18 protein-coding genes are annotated in these 21,899 nt (G+C 64.1%); all 18 read left to right on the forward strand.

From position 1 onward, the window contains the following. Positions 1–9 precede the first annotated feature (9 nt). The 18 genes from H7C86_RS10730 to H7C86_RS10815 all read left to right on the forward strand — a co-directional run bounded on the left by H7C86_RS10730 (position 10) and on the right by H7C86_RS10815 (position 21,890). Entirely contained in the window at positions 10–3,414 is a 3,405-nt protein-coding gene (locus H7C86_RS10730; protein ID WP_020969323.1) for a pyruvate carboxylase, read from the forward strand. Continuing rightward, positions 3,411–3,977: a 16S rRNA (guanine(966)-N(2))-methyltransferase RsmD gene (gene rsmD, locus H7C86_RS10735; RefSeq protein WP_003942746.1), complete on the forward strand. Its 567-nt coding sequence runs from the start codon at positions 3,411–3,413 to the stop codon at positions 3,975–3,977. Before H7C86_RS10730 ends, rsmD begins: the two co-directional genes overlap by 4 nt. Beyond that, complete coding sequence (coaD, locus tag H7C86_RS10740) at positions 3,974–4,468, forward strand: pantetheine-phosphate adenylyltransferase (protein ID WP_182261101.1); 495 nt, start codon at positions 3,974–3,976, stop codon at positions 4,466–4,468. The genes rsmD and coaD overlap by 4 nt, the downstream gene beginning before the upstream one ends. A 131-nt stretch (positions 4,469–4,599) precedes the next feature. Next, positions 4,600–5,361 (forward strand): DivIVA domain-containing protein, encoded by a 762-nt coding sequence (locus H7C86_RS10745; protein WP_003942696.1) that lies wholly within the window; start codon positions 4,600–4,602, stop codon positions 5,359–5,361. 189 nt (positions 5,362–5,550) lie between these two features. Next, positions 5,551–6,111 carry a DUF177 domain-containing protein gene (locus H7C86_RS10750; protein WP_182261166.1) on the forward strand — a complete coding sequence of 187 codons (561 nt, stop codon included), beginning with the start codon at positions 5,551–5,553 and terminating at the stop codon, positions 6,109–6,111. Positions 6,112–6,113: 2 nt separating this feature from the next. Continuing rightward, complete coding sequence (rpmF, locus tag H7C86_RS10755) at positions 6,114–6,296, forward strand: 50S ribosomal protein L32 (protein ID WP_007729318.1); 183 nt, start codon at positions 6,114–6,116, stop codon at positions 6,294–6,296. Positions 6,297–6,315: 19 nt separating this feature from the next. Further along, positions 6,316–7,089, forward strand: coding sequence for a ribonuclease III (gene rnc / locus H7C86_RS10760; RefSeq protein ID WP_019747952.1), 774 nt, complete (start codon positions 6,316–6,318; stop codon positions 7,087–7,089). A gap of 8 nt (positions 7,090–7,097) precedes the next feature. Continuing rightward, positions 7,098–7,967, forward strand: a complete 870-nt coding sequence (gene mutM, locus H7C86_RS10765; RefSeq protein ID WP_019747953.1) for a bifunctional DNA-formamidopyrimidine glycosylase/DNA-(apurinic or apyrimidinic site) lyase — start codon at positions 7,098–7,100, stop codon at positions 7,965–7,967. Between the two features lie 41 nt (positions 7,968–8,008). After that, on the forward strand, positions 8,009–8,461 hold the full coding sequence (locus H7C86_RS10770; RefSeq protein ID WP_020907278.1) for an OsmC family protein: 453 nt from the start codon (positions 8,009–8,011) through the stop codon (positions 8,459–8,461). After that, positions 8,461–9,384 (forward strand): SMP-30/gluconolactonase/LRE family protein, encoded by a 924-nt coding sequence (locus H7C86_RS10775; protein ID WP_182261100.1) that lies wholly within the window; start codon positions 8,461–8,463, stop codon positions 9,382–9,384. The genes H7C86_RS10770 and H7C86_RS10775 overlap by 1 nt, the downstream gene beginning before the upstream one ends. A 5-nt stretch (positions 9,385–9,389) precedes the next feature. Then, complete coding sequence (locus H7C86_RS10780) at positions 9,390–9,674, forward strand: acylphosphatase (RefSeq protein ID WP_020907281.1); 285 nt, start codon at positions 9,390–9,392, stop codon at positions 9,672–9,674. 26 nt (positions 9,675–9,700) lie between these two features. Continuing rightward, positions 9,701–13,288, forward strand: a complete 3,588-nt coding sequence (smc, locus tag H7C86_RS10785) for a chromosome segregation protein SMC (protein ID WP_182261099.1) — start codon at positions 9,701–9,703, stop codon at positions 13,286–13,288. Positions 13,289–13,330: 42 nt separating this feature from the next. Then, the gene (gene ftsY / locus H7C86_RS10790) at positions 13,331–14,713 is read left to right on the forward strand and encodes a signal recognition particle-docking protein FtsY (protein WP_182261098.1); all 1,383 of its coding nucleotides are present in this window, start codon (positions 13,331–13,333) and stop codon (positions 14,711–14,713) included. Between the two features lie 246 nt (positions 14,714–14,959). Beyond that, positions 14,960–16,219 carry an ammonium transporter gene (locus H7C86_RS10795; RefSeq protein WP_051636583.1) on the forward strand — a complete coding sequence of 420 codons (1,260 nt, stop codon included), beginning with the start codon at positions 14,960–14,962 and terminating at the stop codon, positions 16,217–16,219. Positions 16,220–16,275: 56 nt separating this feature from the next. Next, positions 16,276–16,614 carry a P-II family nitrogen regulator gene (locus tag H7C86_RS10800; protein ID WP_003942772.1) on the forward strand — a complete coding sequence of 113 codons (339 nt, stop codon included), beginning with the start codon at positions 16,276–16,278 and terminating at the stop codon, positions 16,612–16,614. After that, complete coding sequence (locus H7C86_RS10805) at positions 16,604–19,111, forward strand: [protein-PII] uridylyltransferase (RefSeq protein WP_070796281.1); 2,508 nt, start codon at positions 16,604–16,606, stop codon at positions 19,109–19,111. The genes H7C86_RS10800 and H7C86_RS10805 overlap by 11 nt, the downstream gene beginning before the upstream one ends. 115 nt (positions 19,112–19,226) lie before the next feature. After that, positions 19,227–20,804 carry a signal recognition particle protein gene (gene ffh / locus H7C86_RS10810; RefSeq protein WP_003942713.1) on the forward strand — a complete coding sequence of 526 codons (1,578 nt, stop codon included), beginning with the start codon at positions 19,227–19,229 and terminating at the stop codon, positions 20,802–20,804. 3 nt (positions 20,805–20,807) lie between these two features. Further along, entirely contained in the window at positions 20,808–21,890 is a 1,083-nt protein-coding gene (locus H7C86_RS10815) for an amidohydrolase family protein (protein WP_060938667.1), read from the forward strand. Positions 21,891–21,899: the final 9 nt, after the last annotated feature.

Raw genomic sequence — 21,899 nt, forward strand, 5'->3', positions numbered from 1 at the left:
TTTTCTCGAATGTTCTCCAAAGTGCTCGTCGCGAACCGCGGCGAAATTGCGATCCGTGCCTTCCGCGCCGCCTACGAACTAGGTGCCGGAACCGTCGCGGTGTTCCCGTACGAGGATCGGAACTCGATCCACCGTCTCAAGGCAGACGAGAGCTACCAGATCGGGGAGAAGGGTCACCCCGTTCGGGCGTATCTCTCAGTCGAGGAAATCGTCGCCGCCGCCAAGAGTGCCGGAGCCGACGCCATCTACCCCGGTTACGGCTTCCTTTCCGAGAACCCGGATCTGTCGGCGGCGTGCGCCGAGGCAGGCATCAAGTTCGTCGGCCCGTCCGCCGAGATCCTCGAGTTGACCGGAAACAAGGCTCGGGCCATCGCAGCGGCAAAGGCCGCCGGTCTCCCCGTGCTCGCGTCCTCGGAGCCGTCAGCGGACATCGACGAGTTGCTCGCGGCCGCCGAGGACATGACCTTCCCGATCTTCGTCAAGGCCGTTGCCGGCGGCGGTGGACGCGGAATGCGCCGCGTTGCGGAGCGCTCACAGCTCAAGGAATCGATCGAAGCCGCAGCGCGCGAAGCGGAATCGGCCTTCGGCGATTCGACGGTCTTCCTCGAGCAGGCCGTCATCGACCCCCGGCACATCGAAGTGCAGATCCTCGCCGACGAGCAGGGCAATGTCATCCACCTCTTCGAGCGTGACTGCTCGCTGCAGCGTCGCCACCAGAAGGTGATCGAGCTTGCTCCGGCGCCCAATCTCTCGGAAGAGTTGCGCGCCAAGATCTGTGCCGACGCCGTCGCCTTCGCGAAGGAGATCGGGTACACGTGCGCGGGCACCGTCGAGTTCCTCCTCGACAAGCGCGGCAATCACGTCTTCATCGAGATGAACCCGCGAATTCAGGTGGAGCACACCGTCACCGAAGAAGTGACGGACGTGGACCTGGTCCAGTCGCAGCTCAAGATCGCGTCCGGTTCGACGCTTGAAGAACTTGGTCTGTCACAGGACACGATCAAGCTTCGCGGCGCGGCGCTGCAGTGCCGCATCACCACGGAGGATCCGGCCAACGGATTCCGCCCGGACACGGGCCGCATCACTGCGTACCGCACCCCGGGCGGAGCCGGTATCCGCCTGGACGGCGGCGCCACGCTCGGAGCCGAGGTCGGCGCGTACTTCGACTCGATGCTGGTCAAGCTCACCTGCCGTGGTCGTGACCTCGAAGCCGCTGTCGCGAGGGCTCGCCGCGCGGTCACCGAGTTCCGCATTCGTGGCGTCTCGACCAACATTCCGTTCCTGCAGGCGGTTCTCGACGACCCGGACTTCCGGGCCGGACGTGTGACGACCTCCTTCATCGAGGAACGTCCTCAGCTGCTGACTCTGCGTTCTTCGGCAGACCGCGGCACGAAGATCCTGACCTACCTCGCGGATGTGACTGTCAACAAGCCTCACGGTGAGCGGCCCTCGGCGGTGTACCCGCAGGACAAGCTGCCCAAGATCGATCTTTCGACGCCTCCTCCTGCCGGTAGCCGTCAGCGCCTGCTCGAACTCGGACCCGAAGGTTTTGCGAAGGCACTGCGTGAGCAGAAGGCCGTCGGCGTCACCGACACCACCTTCCGTGACGCGCACCAGTCGTTGTTGGCCACGCGAGTTCGGACCAGCGGACTGCTCGGAGTAGCCGGGCACGTTGCGCGGTTGACGCCGGAACTGCTCTCGATCGAAGCCTGGGGCGGCGCGACCTATGATGTGGGACTTCGCTTCCTGCACGAGGATCCGTGGTACCGGCTCGCCGCACTCCGCGAGGCGATCCCGAACATCTGCCTTCAGATGCTTCTTCGCGGCCGAAACACGGTGGGCTACACGCCGTATCCCGAAAAGGTCACGCGCGCATTCGTTCAGGAAGCCACCGACACCGGTATCGACATCTTCCGAATCTTCGACGCGCTCAACAACGTCGACCAGATGCGGCCCGCCATCGACGCGGTGCGTGAGACCGGAACGGCCCTCGCGGAGGTGGCGCTGAGCTACACCGGTGATCTGTCGGATCCGAACGAAACTCTGTACACGCTCGACTACTACCTGAAGTTGGCCGAAGAGATCGTCGATGCCGGCGCTCACGTGCTCGCGATCAAGGACATGGCAGGCCTGCTGCGCGCTCCGGCAGCTACCAAGCTGGTGACGGCGCTACGCAGCAACTTCGATCTGCCGGTTCACGTTCACACGCACGACACTCCCGGTGGACAGCTGGCCACGTACTTCGCAGCGTGGCAGGCGGGCGCCGACGCAGTCGACGGTGCTTCCGCGGCACTGGCCGGAACCACCAGCCAGCCTGCGCTCTCGGCCATCGTCGCCGCTGCCGCGCACTCCGAGTTCGACACCGGACTGAACCTGCAGAACGTGTGCGACCTCGAGCCGTACTGGGAGGCGCTGCGAAAGGTGTACGCGCCGTTCGAATCCGGACTGCCGGCGCCGACGGGTCGCGTGTACACACACGAGATTCCGGGCGGTCAACTCTCCAACCTCCGGACCCAGGCCGTTGCTCTCGGTCTCGGCGACCGGTTCGAAGAGGTCGAAGCCAAGTACGCCGACGCAGACCGCATGCTCGGGCATCTTGTGAAGGTGACGCCGTCGTCGAAGGTCGTCGGCGACCTCGCGCTCCATCTTGTCGGTGCCGGCGTGCCTTCGGAGGAGTTCGCCGCAGATCCGGCGAAGTTCGACATTCCCGACTCCGTGGTGGGCTTCCTGCGCGGTGAACTCGGTACGCCTCCCGGTGGTTGGCCGGAACCGTTCCGCAGCAAGGCACTCGAAGGACGTGGCCAGGCCAAGCCGGAAGCGACGTTGTCCGCTGAGGACGAGGTGCTGCTGGAGGGCTCGTCGAAGGACCGTCAGGCGACGCTGAACCGTCTGCTGTTCCCCGGCCCGACAAAGGAATTCCTCGAACACCGCGAGAAGTACGGTGACACGTCGCGGCTTTCGGCAAACCAGTTCTTCTACGGTTTGCGGCGCGGCGACGAGCACCGGGTCGAGTTGGCTCCCGGCGTGGAACTGATCATCGGTCTCGAGGCGATCTCCGAGCCCGACGAGCGCGGCTACCGCACTGTCATGTGCATCCTGAACGGCCAGCTGCGCCCGGTCTCGATCCGCGATCGCTCCATTGCCAGTGACGTACCGGTGGCGGAGAAGGCCGACAAGAACAACCCGGGCCACGTGGCTGCACCGTTCGCGGGCGTCGTGACGCTCGCGGTCAAGGAAGGCCAGAAGATCGAGGCCGGCGACACCGTGGCCACGATCGAAGCGATGAAGATGGAAGCGGCGATCACCTCGCCGCGCGCCGGCGTCGTCTCTCGGATCGCGATCAGCGCCGTCCAACAGGTCGAGGGCGGAGACCTGCTGGTAGTCGTCTCGACGGGGGAGAGCGCCGCAGAGTGACACGCATCATCTCGGGACTCGCGGGCGGTCGACGCCTGCGAGTCCCGCCGAGCGGCACCCGTCCGACGTCGGATCGGGTTCGTGAGGCGTTGTTCAGTGCTCTCGAAGCGCGCATCGATCTCGAAGGGTGCGCGGTTCTCGACCTCTTTGCGGGTTCGGGTGCTCTCGGCCTCGAGGCGCTCTCGCGGGGAGCCGAGCACGTTGTTCTCGTGGAATCCGATGCCAAGGCTGCTGCCGTCATCAAGGCGAACATCGGCACTGTCGCGTTGCCGGGGGCGACGGTTCGCGCCGCTCCGGTTGCGGCCGTGGTCTCGGGTCCGAGCGCGCGTGAATACGACATCGTGATCGCGGACCCGCCGTATGCGGTAACCGACGAGGCCGTCGTGTCCATGCTCGCTGATCTGCAGGCCAACAAATGGGTGGGGGAGGGCACGATCGTCGTACTCGAACGTTCGTCGCGCTCGCCGGAGACTGTGTGGCCTCAGGGCTACGAGCCGATCAAGGCCAAGAACTACGGTGAAGCCCGCATCGAGCTGGCCACCTGCTACGGTCTGGACTCATGACTGGCGCCGTCTGCCCCGGATCCTTCGACCCTGTGACCAACGGTCACCTCGACGTAATCGGAAGAGTTGCTGCGCAATTCGACGAGGTCGTGGTCACCGTGCTGATCAACAAGAGCAAGCGTGGCATGTTCACGATCGACGAGCGGATCGAGATGCTCGAAGACGCGACGAGCCACCTGCCCAACGTTCGCGTCACGTCGTGGCACGGATTGTTGGTCGACTACGCGAAACAAGAAGGACTCAGCGCGATCGTCAAGGGTCTGCGCGGCGCGAACGACTTTGATTACGAGCTGCAGATGGCCCAGATGAATCAGAAGCTCACGGGCGTCGACACGCTCTTCGTTGCCACGAACCCGACCTACAGCTACCTGTCGAGTTCTCTGGTGAAGGAAGTTGCGACCTTCGGCGGCGACGTCTCCGACATGCTCCCGGCCAAGGTGCATTCTCGGCTACTCGCGCGTATCGCCGAACGAGCATCCGAAAACAGCTGATCCCCGACACACCGACCACGACGACACCCCGTTGGCCGTTCTTCCGGCAAACTTGGACAGGAACGGGCACAGGTCCGAGTGGACCGGTGACGATGTGGGCCGATTTCGGCCGGTAGAGATTGGGGTTGCTTGTGTACCGCGTATTCGAGGCACTGGACGAACTGGTCGCAATTGTCGAAGAGGCGCGCGGTGTTCCCATGACCGCAGGGTGTGTTGTGCCTCGCGGTGACGTACTCGAGCTACTCGACGACGTCCGGGACGCAATTCCGAGCGAGCTGGACGACGCTCAGGACGTCCTCGATCATCGCGACAAATTGGTCGGTGACGCGCGAGCAAACGCCGAGAAGACGGTCAGCAGCGCCAATGCCGAGGCAACCTCGACTGTCGAGAACGCACGCGACGACGCCGACCGGATTCTGTCCGATGCCAAGGCTCAGGCCGATCGCATGGTTGCCGAAGCACGCGCGCACGCCGATCAGTTGGTCGAGGACGCCGAAGCAGAAGCGGAACGGACCGTCACCGACGGCCGTCGTGAGTACGAGGCCGTCACCGGACGGGCGCGTGCCGAGGCCGATCGGATGATCGAGTCCGGCCAGGCCTCGTACGAACATTCAGTGGCGGAGGGAACGGCGGAGCAGGCTCGTCTGGTGTCGCAGACCGAGGTTGTCCAGTCAGCGCACGCGGAATCCGCGCGAGTGATCGACGCCGCTCATGCCGAGTCCGACAGGATGCGTTCGGAGTGTGACCTGTACGTGGACACCAAGTTGGCCGAGTTCGAAGAGTTCCTCACCGGAACGGTTCGATCGGTCGGGCGTGGTCGTCAACAGCTTCGAACAGGTTCGGGAGTCCCCGACTACCAGGACGACGATCGTCGTTCGGAGCGTCGTCGCTAGAGCGAACGAGACAGTCGAGGGTGGGTCGTCCGATATGGGGCGGCCCACTTTTTCGTGGACGGAATTGGGATTTGCGTTGTAGCTGCCGTATTGTGGAGTGGTTGCCCATACCAGTTTCAACAGTTAGGTGAGTTCTCTTTGTCAACGCATCGTCGTAGTTCGTCGCATCAGTCAAGTGATGCGGGATTTTTGCTGGACACGGTCAAGCTCGGTCGTCGTCCAGGGTCGATGCGTACCGTCGAGAGAACAATTCAGTCCCCGAACCGTATCGGTCTCGATCTAATCGCGATCGAAGCGGGCGCGGACATAGATCTCGATCTTCGTCTCGAAGCAGTGTCCGAAGGCGTTCTCGTCACCGGAAACGTGCACGCACCCACCAAGGGTGAATGCTCGCGGTGCCTTGAACCTTTCACCGGCACCGTGGACATCTATCTCACGGAGTTGTTCGCTTACCCGGACAGCACCACCGAGGAGACGACGGAAGAGGGAGAGGTCTACGCGGTCGAAGACGACGAAATCGACCTCGAACCGGTCATCGTCGATGCAGTCGGTCTGGCGCTTCCGCTCCAGCCTCTGTGCAGTGATGATTGCCTGGGATTGTGCTCAGAATGTGGCATTCGCCTGGCGATTGCGGAATCTGGGCATGGGCATGACATACTTGATCCTCGCTGGGCTGGTCTCGCGGCCAAATTTGGCGTGGAATCAAACACCAGCGAAAATCTTGTGATCACCGAAGCCGAGGAGAAGTAGAAGTGGCTGTCCCCAAGCGCAAAATGTCGCGATCCAACACGCGGTCGCGTCGTAGCCAGTGGAAGACCACTGTGCCCACCCTCGTTACCTGCCCCAACCGTGGCTGTGGCGAGCAGACCCTTCCCCACATCGCATGCCCGTCATGCGGTACTTACAAGGGCCGCCAGGTAACCGCTGCTGTCTAGTTCTCCCCGGAGAAAGACTATGACGAGCGAAAATACAGTTTCAGCCGCCGGCGGCGAGGGCAATCACGACAAGCTCCTCGCCGCTGTCGGCGTAGATATAGAGCCCGGTCTTCTGACCCTGGCTCTCACGCACCGCTCGTACGCGTACGAGAACGGCGGTCTGCCCACGAACGAGCGCCTCGAATTTCTCGGGGATTCCGTTCTCGGCGTCACGGTGACCGAAAATCTTTATCTGTCCCACCCGGACAAATCCGAAGGTGATCTGGCGAAGATTCGTGCCAGCGTGGTCAACATGCATGCACTCGCCGAGGTTGCCAGGACTCTGGGTGAAGGTGGACTCGGAGCTCACCTGCTGCTGGGTAAGGGCGAGGAAATGACGGGCGGCCGTGACAAGCCGTCCATCCTCGCCGACGGTATGGAGTCGATTCTCGGCGCCATACACCTGCAGCACGGCATCGATACTGCGAGACGTGTTGTTCTCGATCTGTTCGACGATCTACTCACTCGCGCACCGCTTCTCGGCGCGGGTCTGGATTGGAAGACGAGTCTGCAGGAACTGACCGCAGAACACGGTGCCGGAGTTCCCGTCTACGAGATCACCGCTACCGGACCCGATCACGACAAGGAATTCACGGCCACAGTTCTCATCAGTGGCAAGCCCTTGGGCGTCGGTGTCGGTCGTTCCAAGAAGGAAGCCGAGCAGAAGGCAGCAAGTTCGGCATGGAAGACGATGTCGGAGAATGCCGCTGCTAGCGCAGTCGCTGCTGACAACCCGTCTGATCTCGCCGGCTGAGTTCACTCTTGCCTGAGCTTCCCGAAGTCGAAGTCGTTCGCCGCGGCCTACAGTCTCATGCTGTAGGTGCGGCGATCGAGGCCGTCGAGGTCCTCCATCCCCGCGCGATCAGGCGCCACATTCTCGGTTCCGAGGACTTGATCGGCCAACTCACCGGGCAGACCATCGCTTCGGCAGAGCGTCGCGGCAAGTATCTGTGGCTGGTTCTCGAGCCTGCCGGTGTCGGACTGGTGGTTCATCTCGGGATGAGCGGACAGATGTTGGTCCAACCCCCGACAGTCGACTGGGAAAAGCACCTACGCATTCGGTTGGCCCTCGATTCCGGGGCTGATCTTCGATTCGTCGACCAGCGGACCTTCGGTGGCTGGTCGATTTCACCCCTCGTCGAGGTCGACGGAACGATGCTGCCCGAGTCGGTGGCGCACATCGCTCGCGATCCCATGGATGCTGCGTTCGATCTCGAATCCGTCGTGAAAGTCCTGCGGGGCAAGCACACCGAGATCAAGCGGGCGATTCTCGACCAGACAGTGGTCTCCGGAATCGGAAACATCTACGCCGACGAATCATTGTGGCGTGCAAAGATTCACGGCAACCGAATCGCCGAATCGCTCACCAGGCCCAAACTTCGAGAACTGTTGACCGCGGCGCACTCGGTGATGGGCGAGGCGCTCGATCAGGGCGGTACGTCCTTCGACGCGCTGTACGTGAACGTCAACGGGGAATCGGGCTACTTCGACCGGTCGCTGTCGGCGTACGGGCAGGAGAATCTTCCGTGCCCGCGATGCGGCGCGCCGATCAAGCGTGAGAAGTTCATGAATCGATCGTCGTTCAGTTGCCCGCGGTGTCAGCCGACCCCGAGGGCACGGCGAATCGCCTAGGTCTCCGCCCCTTCGATTCGGCGGAGTGGCAAGATTGCGTCATGGCTGAACAGACTCCAGACAACACTGCAACCGCCCCAGCTCACACGGAGCTTTGGGTGGAACGCACAGGAACCCGCCTCTACACCGGCAAGAGTTCGCGTGGCGCAGAGGTTCTCATCGGCTCCGAATCGGTGCCAGGAGTCTTCACGCCCGGCGAACTCCTCAAAATTGCACTGGCTGCATGCACCGGGATGAGCTCAGACTTCCCGATCTCTCGCCGCCTCGGTGACAACTACGACGCGACGGTTCGAGTGTCCGGTGCCGCCGATCGTGAAAACGAGGTCTACCCGCAGCTCGACGAGGTTCTCGAACTCGACCTCAGTGAGTTGGATGCCGAAGCGCAGCAGCGCCTCATCACTCTCGTCGAGCGTTCCGTCGACAAGGTGTGCACGGTCGGGCGCACTCTCAAGGCCGGAACCAAGGTCACGCTGTCGTTCGACACGGAAGCCTGATGTCCCGCGCCGGCAGTGCTGTCGCTGCGATCGCACTGGGTTCCGTTGTGGCGGTGAGTGCTCCGGCACAGGCATCGGTCCCGGCCGACGGCTCGGACGGTGGTTGCGGCAAATGGACGTCGAGCGTCGTGACGACTGGTGCCGGAATGCTCGAGAATCTCGAATTCGACGGCAGCGGATCGATGGCGTTGTCGCAGTCGGCTCTGATCGGGCCGGGTGCACTGCTGAAAGTGGCGCCGGACGGAACACGGACAACTTTGGTCGGTGACGTCACCGGTCCTGGCGGGCTGGTCGCGCGTGACGGTTCCGTGTACTTCACCACGGGCAACTCGACTGTCTCGGGTCTGTTCGGAATCGCCGACGGCAGCCTTCGTAAGGTCGACGTCGCAGACGGATCGGTGACTACGATTGCCGACGGTCTGGTGATGCCGAACGGGCTTGTGCCACTGGACGGTAACCGTTTCCTCACAGCTCGCACCCTGACCCGGCCGGGGCTCACGGTCATCGACAGTGACGGAACCAGTTCGATCGTTCGTGAGGATCTCGGCACCGTCGACGGCCTCGCACGCTCCGGTTCGACGATCTACGTAACGACCACTTTCGACATGGTGACCGCCGTCCACGTCCTCGACGCACACGATCTGGGCGGGCCGGTGCGAACGATCACGCTCCCCGGGTTCGGTCCGGCAAACATGGCGGACGATCTGACCGTCGGACCGGACGGCGCGTTGTACGTCGCATTCAATGCCGGCGGCAAAGTTGTTCGCGTCGATCCGGATTCGGGATCTTCGTGTGAGATCGCCTCGGGTCTGCCGTTCACATCGGCGGTGAAGTTCGGTGGCGGCCCGGGCTGGGACCCCAACTCGCTCTACACCACCGGTTTCCTCGGCGACGTCCACCGTCTCGAACGTGTGGCGGGCTGAACGTCATGACTGAGACACCGCCTGTGCGGTTGACGGCGTGGGTTCACGGATATGTTCAGGGCGTCGGGTTCCGGTGGTGGACCAGGGCCCGCGCCCTCGAACTCGGGTTGATCGGATATGCGTCGAATCAGCGTGACGGTCGAGTGCTCGTCGTGGCGGAAGGCGAACGCACGCAGCTCGAGAAATTGTTGGAGTTGCTTCGCTCGGGAACAACACCGGGCACGGTGGACCTCGTGGTCGACAGCTGGGACCCCGCCAGGGGCGACCTGACAGGGTTCGTCGAACGCTGACCGGTTTGGCGGTAAAGTTTCCCCCCATGCACCTCAAGAGTCTGACACTCAAGGGATTCAAATCCTTTGCGTCGGCAACGACTCTTCGGTTCGAGCCGGGGATCACCTGTGTCGTCGGGCCGAACGGCTCGGGTAAATCCAACGTCGTCGATGCGTTGACCTGGGTGATGGGCGAGCAGGGCGCCAAGGCTCTGCGCGGCGGCAAGATGGAAGACGTCATCTTTGCCGGCACCTCCGGCCGCGCACCGCTGGGCCGCGCCGAGGTGACCTTGACCATCGACAACGCCGACGGCGCGCTCCCGATCGAGTACTCCGAGGTGTCGATCACGCGCCGGATGTTCCGCGACGGCGCGGGGGAGTACGAGATCAACGGCTCGTCCTGCCGTCTGATGGACGTCCAGGAACTGCTCAGCGACTCCGGTATCGGCCGCGAAATGCATGTCATCGTCGGGCAGGGACGGCTCGCCGCGATCCTCGAATCCCGCCCCGAGGATCGACGCGCCTTCATCGAAGAAGCCGCGGGAGTCCTCAAACATCGCCGCCGCAAGGAAAAAGCGGTACGCAAGCTCGATTCCATGCAGGCCAATCTCGCTCGACTCAGTGACCTCACCGCGGAACTGCGTCGGCAACTCAAACCGCTGGGACGCCAGGCCGAGGTTGCTCGGCGAGCACAGACGGTCCAGGCCGACCTGCGTGATGCCAAGATGCGGCTGGCCGCTGACGACCTGGTGACCCGTCGAACCCAACTGAACGACCAGGCGCAGGACGAGAAAGCCGCCCGCGAACAGCACAACGAGGTGGCGTCCGCGCTCGACGAGGCCAACCTCGAACTCGGGCGCCAGGAGCAAGCTCTCGCTCGTCTGACTCCGGGATCGGAAGCGGCTGCGCAGAGTTGGTTCCAGCTGTCCGCGCTTGCCGAACGAGTCAACGCCACCGTGCGCATCGCCCGCGAGCGTGCACGACATCTCGACTCCGAACCCGTCGGCAATCGCGGCCAGGACCCGGACGAGATGGAAGCGCGCGCCGAACGTCTTGCGGCCGAGGAGGCCGAACTCCTCGAAGGCGTCGAAATCGCGCGAGCGGCGTCGGAAGCTGCTCGGGACCAGCTGGCAGCCACCGAAGATGCTGCAGCAGAAGCGGAACGGGCGCACATGGCGGAAGTTCGTGCCGTCGCCGACCGCCGTGAAGGTCTTGCTCGACTCTCCGGTCAGGTCGACACTCTGCGTACCCGCGTCGAATCCGTCGACGCGGAAGTTTCCCGACTGACCGAGGCCATCGACGAGGCTCGTCTGCGTGGGGATGCCGCACAAGCCGAGTTCGACACGGTGCAGGAAAGCATCGGGGACCTCGACGCCGGTGAAGTGGGCCTCGACACCAATCATGAACGCGCCGTCGAAGCTCTCGAGATGATCGACGCACGTGTCGAAGAACTTCGCGAGGAAGAAAAGACGAGCGGGCAACGTATAGCTTCGCTCCGTGCGCGCGTCGAGGCACTGTCGATGGGCTTGCAGCGCAAGGACGGTGGCGGCTGGCTGCTCGAACACCGGCGCGACGACGGCATCACCTCGCTGGTCGGATTGATTCACGTCGAACCCGGCTACGAAGCTGCGATCGCTGCCGCGATGGGGCCGGCGGCGGACGCCGTCGTGGCGCAGTCGCTGGACTCGGCTCGCTCCGCTGTTGCAGCGCTGGCCGATCAGGACGGTGGGCGTGCCTCGCTGATCGTGAGCGGTGAACCGGTGATCAAACGCGAGGCCGAGATCGCACCGGGCAGTCGTCCTGCCGTCGACGTCATCGACTGCCCTGATGAGTTGCGTGCGGGGTTGACCGCAATACTCGATGGCGTTGTCCTGGTCGAGACTCTCGAGGACGCGATTCGAGTTGTTGCTGACCACAAGGGAATTCGTGCAGTGACGCGTTCCGGCGATCTGCACGGTTCGGGGTGGATGATCGGTGGCTCGGATCGGCAACCCAGCACGCTGGAGGTACAGGCGGCGATCGACGCGTCAGCAGCGGAACTGGCGGCAACGGAGAGCCGATCCGAGGAACTCGACGCGGCGCTGTCCGGCGCTATGGCCGAACAGGCCGCTCGACGCGAGACCGCGGAGCAGACTTTGGCGGCGCTCAACGAGTCGGACGCCGCCATGTCCGCCATTTACGAGCAGTTGGGCAGATTGGGGCAGGCAGCACGAGTCGCCCACGCGGAATCCGAGCGGTTGACCGCCCAGCGAGTGCGTGCCGAGGAGGGCCGCGGTGAGTCGCTGACAAAGCTGGCGGACCTGGAAGAACGTCTGCGTGTGGCCGAAACCGACGGCAGTGCACCGGGACACGGTGCGGAATCGACCGCTGCCGATCGCGAAATGGCCGCAGCAGCGCTGGCCGAAGTGCGCATAGTCGAAATGGATGCTCGCCTTGCCGTGCGCACCGCCGAAGAACGTGCGGAATCCGTACGCGGAAAGGCTGATTCGCTTCGCCGCGCCGCTGCTGCCGAACGAGAGGCACGAATTCGCGCCGAGCGGGCTCTGCGCGCCAGAGCGCACGCTGCGGAAGTTGCAGCTGCCGTCGCCGAGTCGGGACAGCGCGTGGCGGCCGAACTCGAGGCCGTCGTCGCCGCGGCTCTTGCTCACCGCGACGAGTTGGCTCGGGCCCGCTCCGAGTGCACGGCCAAGCTGGATCAGGTCCGCGAGATCGTCCGGGCACTGACCGGACAGCTCGCTTCACTCACCGACGCCGTCCATCGCGACGAGGTTGCGAAGGCTCAGGCGGCGCTGCGCATCGAACAACTCGAGGAGTCGATCCTCGATCAGTACGGTATCGGCCTCGATGATCTGATCGCCGAGTACGGACCCGACGTCGAACTGCCGCCGACCGCTCTCGAAATCGAGGAGTACGAGCAGGCCAAGGAGCGCGGCGAGCAGGTAACCGCCCCCGCTCCGCTTCCGTACGATCGTGCGACTCAGGAACGGCGCGCGAAGCGGGCGGAGAAAGACCTCGCCACCCTCGGCAAGGTCAATCCGCTGGCGCTCGAGGAATTCGCAGCTCTCGAGGAGCGGTATACCTTCCTCTCCACTCAGCTCGAAGACGTCAAGACCGCACGCAAGGACCTTCTTGCTGTGGTCGCAGACGTGGACGCACGAATTCTGCAGGTGTTCACCGAGGCCTATGCCGACGTCGAGCGTGAGTTCGTGGGCGTGTTCGAGAAATTGTTCCCCGGGGGAGAAGGACGACTGGTTCTCACCGATCCGTCGGACATGCTGACCACAGGCATCGAAGTCGAGGCGCGTCCGCCCGGTAAGAAGGTCAAGCGGTTGTCGTTGCTGTCGGGCGGCGAGAAGTCCTTGACCGCGGTGGCCATGCTGGTCGCGATCTTCCGGGCACGCCCGTCCCCGTTCTACGTGATGGACGAGGTCGAGGCGGCGTTGGACGACACCAACCTGCGGCGGCTGATCGGACTCTTCGAACAATTGCGGGAGAAGTCGCAGTTGATCGTGATCACTCACCAGAAACCGACGATGGAAATCGCCGACGCGTTGTACGGAGTCAGCATGCGCGGCGACGGCATCACCACCGTGATTTCGCAGCGACTTCGCGGTCAAGACATGGCCTCGACGTAAGCCCTGCTCACTTTCCGGGTCGGAGCCTGAAACAATGGGCCGGTGACTACCCAGGCTTGGATCATCATCGCGGCTGTAGCGGCCGTACTACTCGTCGTTCTCGTTGCCGGATTCCTGCGCTACCGCAAGGGGCAGGTGTCGCTGAAGGCGCCCGAGACGAAGCCGGAGCTCGGCACCCCCGAGAAGGACAAGTCAGGCGGCTACAAGGCCGGCGGCGGGTTCAACTTCAGTCAAGGCTCGACGGCAACGGCGCCACCTCCGGTGGTTCCGACGCCGCCGGTCGCGGAGAAGCCGCCTGTCGTCGAAAAACCTGTTGTCGAGGAGCCGGTTGTCGAAGAGCCGGTAATCGAAAAGCCGGTCGTAGAAGAACCACCAGTAGCAGAACCTGTTGTCGAAGAACCTGTCGTTCCCGAACCTGCAGTCGTACCCGAGCCCGTCGTAGTTCCCGAGCCCGTTGTAGTTCCTGAACCCGTCGAGCCTGCACCGCTCGTGTTGGACGAGATCGACCCGACCGAAGGCCGGCTGGACCGACTGCGCGGGCGCCTCTCCCGCTCGCAGTCAGCGGTCGGCAAGAGCTTGCTCGGCCTACTCGGTGGCGGCGATCTGGACGAGGACTCGTGGGAAGAAGTCGAGGACACCCTTCTCATCGCAGACCTCGGCTCCGCGACCACGGAAAAGGTTGTCACGAAGCTTCGTGAGCAGATGGCGGCCCGCAGCGTCCGGACCGAGGCTGCCGCCCGCGCCCTTCTGCGCGAGGTGTTGATCGCCGAACTGCGTCCCGAACTGGACCGCTCCATCCGCGCATTGCCGCATGATGATCACCCGGCTGTTCTGCTCGTCGTCGGCGTCAACGGGACCGGCAAGACAACGACCACCGGCAAGCTGGCTCGCGTGCTCGTCGCCGACGGTCGTCGCGTCGTGCTCGGTGCCGCGGACACGTTCCGCGCGGCCGCCGCCGATCAGCTCCAGACGTGGGCCGAGCGTGTCGGCGCTGAAGTTGTTCGTGGCAAGGAGGGTGGCGATCCCGCTGCGATTGCCTTCGACGCGGTCTCACGGGGCATCGCGGACGGCGTGGACGTGGTCCTCATCGACACCGCCGGCCGCCTGCACACCAAGACCGGCCTGATGGACGAGCTCGGCAAGGTCAAGCGGGTCATCGAGAAGAAGGCGTCGGTCGACGACGTTCTGCTGGTTCTCGATGCGACGGTCGGCCAGAACGGACTGGCACAGGCTCGAGTGTTCGCGGAGGTCGTGGACATCACCGGCGTCGTACTGACCAAGCTGGACGGAACCGCCAAGGGCGGAATCGTCTTCCAGGTTCAGCATGAACTGGGTGTGCCGGTGAAGTTGGTCGGTCTCGGTGAAGGTGCCGACGACCTGGCGCCCTTCGAGCCGGGTGCGTTCGTCGACGCCCTCCTGGGCTGACGCCCCGTGCGCCTTTTTGGTAGCGCGAACTACCGAAAAGGCGCACAGGGTCGGTAGAACCCCCTGGCGAAACCTGTTTGCAACAAAGTTGGGCAATTGGTTCACGTCTGCGAAACGCGACAGCGCCATGGACGAAACACCAGCCCAGCACTCTTCTCCTTAACGACGTGCTGCCCGGCACGTGCGACTAGGAGGTAGTAAGTGAGTACCGACGATTTGTTGGCGAACTCCGGTAACGCCGCATGGATGCTGATGGCTGCATCTCTGGTCTTGCTGATGACACCCGGCCTCGCTTTCTTCTACGGCGGGATGTCTCGGTCCAAGTCCGTCCTGAACATGATGATGATGTCCTTCGGGGCCATGGCCGTCATCGGCGTCATCTACGTTCTGTGGGGATGGTCGATGTCCTACGGCACCGAGAACATCGGGGGCATTTTTGCCAACCCGTTCGAGTTCTTCGGCCTCAAGAACAGCATCACCGATGCTGACGGCAACTTCATCGCCGGCGCGTGGGGCTACCCCAACGTCATCGACATCGCGTTCCAGGTGACATTCGCGATCATCACCACCGCCCTTATCAGTGGTGCCCTGGCCGAGCGGGTCAAGTTCGGCACCTGGCTGCTGTTCTCGGGTATCTGGGTCACCGTCGTCTACTTCCCCCTCGCACACATGGTGTGGGGCGGCGGACTCCTCTCGGGCTCCGAGGACGGCATCGCGGCAAAGCTCTTCGGCACCACGGTCAACGAAGACGGAGTCACCGTCGCCAACGTCGCTCCGATCGACTTCGCCGGTGGCACAGTCGTTCACATCAACGCGGGTATGGCCGGTCTGGTCCTCGCCCTCATCGTCGGCAAGCGTCTCGGCTTCGGCAAGACCGCCTTCCGTCCGCACAACCTGCCCTTCGTGATGCTCGGCGCAGCACTTCTCTGGTTCGGTTGGTTCGGCTTCAACGCCGGCTCGGCATTCGCCGCCGACGGTAACGCCGGTCTCGCCTGGGTCAACACGACCACCGCGACGTGTGCCGCAGTCCTGGCCTGGCTCGCCACCGAGCGTATTCGTGACGGTCACGCCACCAGCCTCGGCGCAGCTTCCGGTGCGGTCGCCGGTCTGGTCGCCATCACCCCTGCTGCCGGTGCGCTCAACCCGGTCGGTTCCATCTTCCTCGGCGCCGTAGCCGGCATCCTGTCCGCTCTCGCAGTCGGCCTGAAGTTCCGCTTCGGCTTCGACGACTCGCTCGACGTCGTCGGTGTGCACCTTGTCTCCGGCCTGTGGGGCACGATCGGTATCGGATTCTTCGGCACCGCAACCGGCCTCTTCTACGGCGGCGACTACAAGCAACTGGTGGTTCAGATCGTGATCGCACTCGCAGCACTCGTCTTCACCGGCGTTCTGACGACGATCATCGGCTTCGCACTCAAGCCCCTGGGCTGGCGAATCTCGGCCGAGGACGAGGCACGCGGCATCGATGAGACCGAACACGCAGAGACCGCATACGACCTCGCGTGATCAGCACGTGATTAAAGTGAATTCAGGCACTTCAGAGTTTGGAAAGGGATGAGCACATGAAGCTGATCACAGCAATCGTCAAGCCGTTCACGCTCGAGGACGTCAAGACCGGACTCGAGCAGGCCGGAGTGCTGGGTATGACAGTCAGCGAAGTTCAGGGCTACGGCCGACAGAAGGGTCACACCGAGGTGTACCGAGGCGCGGAGTACTCCGTGGACTTCGTACCCAAGGTCCGGGTCGAGGTCGTCGTCGACGACGCGGCCGTGGACAAGGTGGTCGAGGTGATCGTCGAGGCCGCTCGCACCGGCAAGATCGGTGACGGCAAGGTGTGGGTCTCGCCAGTCGAGTCGGTCATCCGGGTTCGCACCGGGGAACGCGGTGGCGATGCACTCTGACCCGAAAGGGTCCGAGAACCTCGGCCCTGGTTCCGTCGCGAAAGCGACGGGGCCAGGGCCGGTCTCGTCAGGGGGATCCGACGAAGCTGCGGACCTGGCCCGCGCACGCAAGGCCCTACTCACCGGAGGCGTCAAGAACAGGAGGCTCGACGCCCCTTCTCTGCGACATGCACTGGTCGATCTGCACGAGTTCTGGTTGACCACCAAGGGGACCGAACTGGGCATCAAACCGGATTGTGGGTTTGCCATCGTCGCCGTGGGTGGTCTTGGCCGACGCGAACTGTTGCCGTATTCCGATCTCGATCTGATTCTGCTGCACGACGACATGGACCCAGCAGTCGTGGCCCAGGTTGCGGACAGCCTGTGGTACCCGCTGTGGGACGCGCACATCAAACTCGACCACAGCGTGCGGACGCTTCCGCAGGCGCTTCAGGTTGCGGCCACCGACATGACGGCGGCACTCGGAATGCTCGAAGCACGCCACATTGCCGGCGATGTGGAGCTGAGCAACCTGTTGATCAGTGGTGTCCGTCGACAGTGGCGCATGGACATCCGCAGCCGATTCGACGAATTGATCACCCAGACCCGTACGAGGTGGGAGCGCAGCGGCGAGATCGCCCATCGCGCCGAACCGGATCTCAAGAGCGGCCGTGGCGGGCTGCGTGACGTCCAACTGCTCAACGCCCTGTCCATCGCGCAATTGACCGACGGGATGCCAGGGCTGGGACCCAACTCGCCCGGCGGCGGTCTGGCACTCGCGCACAGGCGGTTGCTCGACGTGCGCACCGAACTTCACCGCGTTGCCGGTCGCGCCCGCGATCAACTGCGAGCGCAGGACGCCGACGAAATCGGTGCGGCGCTGCGGATCGGTGATCGATTCGATCTGGCCCGCCTTCTCAGTGAATCGGCGCGCACCATCAGCTATTCGGTGGACGTCGGTATCCGTACCGCCGGAAACTCCTTGCCCCGGCGTGGTTTGTCGCGGCTGCGTCGCGCGCCGGTGCGGCGACCACTGGACGAGGGCGTCGTCGAGCATGCCGGCGAAGTTGTCCTGGCGCGCGATGCGAGGCCGAAGAAGGATCCCGGTCTGGTGATGCGGGTCGCGGCAGCGGCGGCCACCAACGGCATGCCGATCTCCGCGTCGACGCTCAATCGACTGGCCGACAATGCCCCGGAACTGCGTGAGCCGTGGCCGAAAAATGCGGTCAACGATCTCTTGGTCGTGCTCGGTTCGGGATCGCGTGCCGTTCCGGTGATCGAGGCGATGGACCGGACCGGGCTCTGGGGTCGCCTCCTGCCGGAGTGGGGGACCATTCGCGATCTTCCGCCGCGCGACGCCGTCCATACGTGGACGGTGGATCGCCACCTGGTCGAAACCGCCGCGTATGCAAGCGGATTCACCACTCGCGTCGCTCGGCCGGATCTGCTCATGCTCGGTGCGCTGATCCACGACATCGGGAAGGGGCGAGGGGGAGACCACAGCGTCGTCGGTGCCGAATTGGCCACCGCGATCGGAAATCGCTTGGGACTCTGGCCTTCCGACGTCGCGACGTTGACGGCGATGGTGCGCTATCACTTGCTGCTGCCGGAAACCGCGACTCGTCGCGACCTCGACGATCCGGCAACGGTGCAGCGAGTGGTCGACGCACTCGAAGGGGACGGGACGCTTCTCGATCTCCTGCATTCGTTGGCGGAGGCGGATTCGTTGGCCACCGGTCCTGGCGTCTGGGGCGACTGGAAGTCGTCTCTGATCGGTGAGCTCGTGCGTCGTTGCCGTTTGTTGATGGCGGGGGAGGAACTCCCACAACCCGACCCACTCGCTCCCGAGCAGTTGGCCATTGCCGAGGAGGGCGGGGTTCACGTCTCGCTCGTACCGGCCGAGAATCCGCACACCTACGTCGTGACCGTCATCGCGCCCGACGCGCCCGGGCTGCTGTCTCGGGCTGCCGGCGTTCTGGCGCTGCAGTCGTTGCGGGTGCATTCCGCTTCGCTGGGGTCGCATGCGGGTTCGGCGGTCAATTCGTTTGTCGTCACACCGAGGTTCGGCACACCGCCGCAGGCGGTGCTGCTCAGGCAGGAATTGATCCGCGCTTCGGCCGGTGAACTGAATCTGCTCGAACTTCTCGACGCCAAGGACGAGGAGGCACGGGCAGAGCAGTGGGACGACCCGATCCAGACAAACAAGGATTCGGCGGTTCCGGTGCTCTATTCGCAGGCACCGCCGCGGGTCATCTGGTTCGACGCGCCCGGTGACGGTCACGCGATCCTCGAATTGCGTACCGAAGACCGCGTCGGCCTGCTTTGCCGACTGGCCGCAGCACTCGAACACAGTGGTGCCGACATCCGGTGGGCGAAGGTCGCCACGTTGGGTTCCTCGGTGGTCGACGCGTTCTGCCTCGACTTCGGTGAGGCCGATACCCGCGCGGCGCGAGAGCGCGTCGAGGAGGCGGTGCTGGCGGTGGTTCCGGTGCCACAACCGAAGAAGAAAGAGGATTGACGGACCGGTTTCGGCAGTTACGCCCGCATCGGCTGGGATCGGTGCGGGCGTAGCGGCTAGGCTGGTGCCCGAGAATATCCACGGCTAACTCGCACGACCTTCAGGAGCGCACTCGGTGTTCGAATCCCTTTCCGACAGATTGACCGGATCTCTCAAGGATCTGCGTGGCAAGGGTCGTCTGTCCGGCGCCGACATCGACGCTACGGCCCGCGAGATCCGCCTTGCCCTGCTCGAGGCCGACGTCGCGCTTCCCGTAGTGCGCAGCTTCATCGCCAAGATCAAGGAACGCGCCAAGGGCGCCGAGGTCTCGGGTGCACTGAACCCGGCTCAGCAGGTCGTCAAGATCGTCAACGAAGAGCTGGTCGAGGTTCTCGGCGGCGAAACTCGTCGACTCCAGTTCGCCAAGACTCCGCCGACGGTCATCATGTTGGCCGGTCTGCAGGGTTCCGGTAAGACCACGCTGGCCGGAAAGTTGGCCAAGTGGCTCAAGGACCAGGGGCACACGCCCCTCCTCGTTGCCTGCGACCTTCAGCGTCCCGGCGCCGTCACTCAGCTTCAGATCGTCGGTGAGCGTGCGGGCGCGGCAGTCTTCGCGCCGCACCCCGGTACCTCCATCGGCGGTGGCGAGAACGCCCTCGGCGTTTCCGCAGCCGACCCCGTCGAGGTCGCCCGCGCCGGCGTCGAAGAAGCACGCAACAAGCATTACGACGTCGTGATCGTCGACACCGCCGGTCGCCTCGGTATCGACTCGGAGCTGATGGCGCAGGCCGCCGGTATCCGTGACGCCGTCAACCCGGACGAGACCATCTTCGTCCTCGACGCCATGATCGGTCAGGACGCGGTCAGTACCGCCGACGCGTTCCGTGAAGGAGTCGGCATCACCGGTGTCGTCCTCACCAAGCTCGACGGCGACGCCCGCGGTGGTGCCGCACTGAGCGTCCGCGAGGTCACCGGCCAGCCGATCCTCTTCGCGTCCACCGGCGAGAAGCTCGAAGACTTCGACGTCTTCCACCCCGATCGCATGGCCAGCCGGATCCTCGGTATGGGCGACGTCCTGAGCCTCATCGAGCAGGCCGAGCAGGTTTTCGACGCCGATCAGGCCGAAGCGACCGCAGCGAAGATCGGTTCCGGTCAGCTCACCCTCGAAGACTTCCTCGATCAGATGATGGCCGTCCGCAAGATGGGCCCGATCGGCAACCTCCTCGGCATGCTGCCGGGTGCCGGCGGCATGAAGGACGCGCTGGCCAACGTCGACGAGAAGCAACTCGATCGCATTCAGGCCATCATCCGCGGTATGACACCGGCCGAGCGCGACGATCCGAAGATCATCAACGCCTCACGCCGACTGCGCATCGCGAACGGTTCGGGCGTCAAGGTTTCCGACGTCAACCAGTTGGTGGATCGCTTCTTCGAAGCCCGCAAGATGATGGCTGCCATGGCCGGCCGTATGGGCATGCCCGGCGCGCGTAAGCAGGTTCGCAGCAAGAAGGGCAAGAAGGGCAAGAAGGGCGGCAAGGGCCCGACGCAGCCCAAGATGCGCGGAGGATTCCCCGGCATGGGCGGATTCCCGGGTATGCCCGGCGGAATGCCGGCCGGGATGCCCGACCTGTCGAACATGCCCAAGGGTCTCGATCAGTTGCCGCCCGGACTGGAAGGCATCGATCTTTCCCAGCTCAAGCTGCCCAAGAAGTAGTCGGTGGCTGCGCTTCATCTGCGGGGTATCGGTCTGCCCGATGCCGAGCCGATCGAATTGTGGATCGTCGACGGGCTGATTTCCTTCGAGCCGGTGTCCGGTGCGGAGACGATCGTCGAATCGGGTTGGATCACACCGGGTCTCGTGGATGCGCATTGTCACGTCGGTATCCGCTACGGCGGTGGCGGCGGCGAAACCGTCGACGGCTTGCTGGAGCAGGCGAAGACCGAACGTGACGCGGGCGTGCTGTTGCTCCGCGACGCCGGATCACCGGTCGACACCAGGTTCATCGACGAGCGCCTCGATTTGCCGCGGATCATTCGCGCAGGTCAGCACATCGCGGCACCCAAGCGGTACATCCCGGGCTTGCCGGTCGACCTGGACGACGAATCTCAGTTGCCGGCCGAGGTAGTGCGTCAGGCACGCGCTGGTGACGGCTGGGTCAAGCTCGTCGGCGACTGGATCGATCGTTCCGTCGGCGATCTGGCTCCCTTGTGGAGCGACGAGATCCTGGTCGAGGCCATCGCTGCCGCCCACGCCGAAGGCGCAAAGGTCACCGCTCACGTTTTTGCCGAAGACGCTTTGCCCGGCCTGATCAACGCCGGTATCGACTGCATCGAGCACGGCACCGGATTGACGGACGCGACCATCGAGTCGATGGTCGCGCACGGCACGGCCCTGGTTCCGACGCTGATCAACATCGCTACTTTCCCCGAGATCGCGGACTCCGCCACGCGATATCCGATCTACGCGGCGCACATGCGCGATTTGCACGCTCGTCGGCACCAGACAATCGGTGCCGCTCACGAGGCCGGGATTCCGATCTATGCCGGAACGGATGCCGGCGGATCGATCAGACACGGGCGGATCGCCGACGAGATCGCCGAACTCGAAGTTGCCGGATTGACAGCTCACCAGGCGTTGGGCGCAGCCAGCTGGGATGCGCGGAGTTGGTTGGGTGCCCAGGGCATCGAAGAGGGAGCGCCCGCCGACCTGGTGGTTTATTCCGAAGATCCGCGCGGAAACCCCGATGTGCTCGCGAAGCCGATGCGTGTGATCCTCCGCGGCACCCCCGTGAGTGGTTAGGGAGTCCCT

The organism is Rhodococcus sp. UFZ-B548 (assembly GCF_903819475.1).
Lineage (GTDB): Bacteria > Actinomycetota > Actinomycetes > Mycobacteriales > Mycobacteriaceae > Rhodococcus_F > Rhodococcus_F erythropolis.